General features: G+C 66.4%; 3 protein-coding genes. All 3 read left to right on the forward strand.

Going from position 1 to position 3,269, the window contains the following annotated elements; all coding sequences use genetic code 11:
* Positions 1-574 (forward strand): GTP 3',8-cyclase MoaA family protein (locus AC1RDJ_RS28315; protein WP_493029447.1); only part of this gene is annotated, 574 nt, incomplete at its 5' end.
* Between the two features lie 60 nt (positions 575-634).
* Positions 635-2,482 (forward strand): molybdopterin molybdotransferase MoeA, encoded by a 1,848-nt coding sequence (gene moeA / locus AC1RDJ_RS28320; RefSeq protein WP_493029448.1) that lies wholly within the window; start codon positions 635-637, stop codon positions 2,480-2,482.
* A gap of 366 nt (positions 2,483-2,848) precedes the next feature.
* The coding region (locus AC1RDJ_RS28325) for an MHFG family PEP-CTERM protein (protein ID WP_493029449.1) at positions 2,849-3,269 on the forward strand (421 nt) is incomplete at its 3' end.

Consider the following 3,269-nt stretch of genomic DNA (forward strand, 5'->3'; position numbering starts at 1 on the left):
GCACCAGGCGGGCCTGGGGCCGATCAAGATCAACATGGTGGTCAAGGCCGGCATGAACGAGCAGGAAATCGTGCCGATGGCGCGCCACTTCAAGGGCACGCCCTACATCCTGCGCTTCATCGAATACATGGACGTGGGCGCCTCGAACGGCTGGAACTTGCGGGAAGTCATCCCTTCGGCCGACGTCGTGCGGCGCATCGGCGAACACATGCCCTTGCTGCCCATCGAGCCCAACTACACGGGCGAGACGGCCGCGCGCTGGCGCTATGCGGACGGCGGCGGCGAAATCGGCCTCATTTCCAGCGTCACGCAAGCGTTCTGCGGCGACTGCAGCCGCGCCCGCCTATCGACCGAAGGCAAGCTGTACACGTGCCTGTTCGCCAGCAGCGGCCACGACCTGCGCAGCCTGCTGCGCGGCGGCCACAGCGATGCCGAAATTTCCTCGGCGGTGGCGCAACTGTGGCGCGGCCGTGGCGACCGCTATTCGCAATTGCGCACCAGCCAGACGGACTTGACGGGCGGCACGCTTGAGCGCGGTAAAAAGAAAGTGGAAATGTCGTACATCGGCGGCTGAATCGGGCGCGGCGCGCGCGCCGCTGCTACCATGGCGTATGCATCCACATTTTCGCTTCTCATGACAGATAAACACAACATTACCGGCCTCATCCTCGCTGGCGGGCGCGGCACGCGCATGGGCCAGGCCGACAAGGGCATGCTGCCCCTGCACGGCCAGCCCCTCGTGCGCCACGTGCTGCAGCGCCTGGCGCCGCAAGTGGGCCAGCTGGCCATCAGCGCCAACGAACACGCGGGCGCCTACGCGCGCTTCGGCCTGCCCGTGTGGAGCGACGTGCTGCCCGGCCAGCTGGGCCCGCTGGCCGGCTTGCACAGCGGCATGCAGCACGCCGCCACGCCCTACCTGCTGACGGTGCCCTGCGACTCGCCGCTGCTGCCGACCGACCTGGCTGCGCGCCTGGCCGCCGGCCTCGTCGCACACGATGCCGACCTGGCCATCGCCGTCACCGAGGAAATCGATCCTGCGACGGGACAAACGGTGCGCCGCCCGCATCCCGTCTTTTGCCTGGTGAAAACATCGGCCCTGCCCCAGCTGGACGCCTACCTGGCGGCCGGCGAGCGCCGCATGCGCACCTGGCACGGCCCCTTGAAACTGGCCGAAGTGCTGTTCGAGGATGGCCGCGCATTCGGCAACATCAATACGCCGGAGGACCTGGCGGCCCTGCAGGCGCAGGGCCTGGACGTGCCGGTGGCGCAAGCCATGCTGGCCGACGCCGTCGCTCCCGTCGCGGACATCGAACAATTGCCGCTGCAGCAGGCGCTCGAGCGCATCCTGGCGGCCGACATCATCTCGCCCATCAGCGTGCCCGCGCACGACAATTCCGCCATGGATGGCTATGCGCTGCACGGTGCCGACCTCGGCGGCGACGCGCCCGTGACCCTGGCCGTGGTCGACACCATCCTGGCCGGCCGCCCCGGCACCGTCACGGTACAACGCGGGCAGTGCGCGCGCATCATGACGGGCGCCGTCATGCCGGACGGCTGCGACAGCGTGGTGCCGCAGGAACTGGTGCGGCAAGCCGGCGAGCACGGCATTACCGTGTCGCCCGACTGCATCCGCCCCGGCGACAACCGCCGCTTCAAGGGCGAAGACTTGATGCAGGGCCAGCCGGCCTTGCTGCAGGGCAAGCGCCTGGGACCGGCCGAACTGGGCTTGCTGGCCTCGCTGGGCATCGCCACGGTGCCCGTGCGCCGCCGCCTGCGCGTGGCCTTCTTTTCCACCGGCGACGAATTGCGCTCGATCGGCGAGCAGCTCGACGCCGGCTGCATCTACGACAGCAACCGCTACACCCTGCTGGGCATGCTGACCCGGCTCGGCTGCGAGGTGCTCGACATGGGCATCGTCAAGGATCAGCCGCAAGCGCTGGAAGCGGCCCTGCGCGGCGCCTGCGCCGCGGCCGACGTCATCATCACCTCGGGCGGCGTCTCCAGCGGCGCGGCCGACTTTACGCGCGAGATCCTGGCGCGCCTCGGCGAAGTGGCCTTCTGGCAAATCAACATGCGCCCGGGCCGCCCCATGGCGTTTGGCCGCATCGCCAGCGGCGGCGAAACGGCCTTGCTGCTGGGCTTGCCCGGCAACCCGGTGGCCGTGATGGCGACGTTTTATTTCCTCGCCCGTCCCACCCTGCTGCGCATGATGGGCGCCGATGCGGACACGGCCAGCCTGCCGCTGCTGCAGGTGGCGGCGCAGGCGCCCATCCGCAAGAAACGGGGCCGCACGGAATACCAGCGCGGCATCGTCGAACGCGACGCGGACGGGCGCCAGCACGTGCGCGTGACGGGCGCGCAAGGCTCGGGCATCCTGCGCTCGATGACGCAAGCCAATTGCATGATCGTGCTGCACGCGGCGCAAGGCCACGTGGCCGCCGGCGACCCCGTCGATATCGTGCTGTTCCACGGCCTGACCTAAGTATTCGGCAACGTCATGCCCATCGGGCGTGACGCTTCCAGCCCGCACATCGTACCGCCTGCGCGCGGCGCCTCCCCACACTCCCCCCCCCCCTGCGCCCGCTGCGACAGCGCACCCGCGCCCATCTTCCTCATTGCCACCTAGCACGCGGACTGCGCCACGCCCCAAAAATGAGATAAAAATATTAATCATTTCTTGATAAAAAATATAAATAAACACAACACTAATTGTAATTATTTTATTTATTTGTTGATATTGAAGTTTCTTCGGTGATAACATCGGAACTCACCTAAAGAGTTCAATTTTGATATGATTTCCTCGAAGAAACTGGCAGCGCAACACACTCCATGGATCGCGGGCGCCTGCATGCTGGGCGCAGCAGTCATATTCAGCGTGTTGTCCCTGGCGCCTCTGCCCGCCAACGCCAAAGGCATCGCGCGTGCCGACGTGCTGGACAACTGCAATTGGAACCGCCCCGGCGTCGATCCGTTCATGGGTGACGTGGTGGCCGCCGTGGACCGCTATACGGATATCGCGCCGCCCGTGCGCGAACAATTGAAGGAGCGCATGCGCGCGCGCCAGTACGATGAGATCGTGGTGATCAGCCGCGACGCCATCCGCGGCAAGGGCAATTACCAGGCGCGCATCAGCGACATGCATTTCGGCCCGGGCCGTGTCTGCCGCAATGTGACGCGCTCGGGCTGGAGCGAACAGATGCAGGAACGGGGACTCGTGTACTGCGTGCAGGGACAATGCATCCTCGTGCCGACCATTTGCCGCAATGTCA

It is taken from the genome of Janthinobacterium sp. GW822-FHT07H10 (assembly GCF_058798675.1).

Bases quoted from the DNA above. Each gene is read 5' to 3' on its own strand.
- moeA (WP_493029448.1), top strand. From the start codon at position 635: ATGACAGATAAACACAACATTACCGGCCTCATCCTCGCTGGCGGGCGC.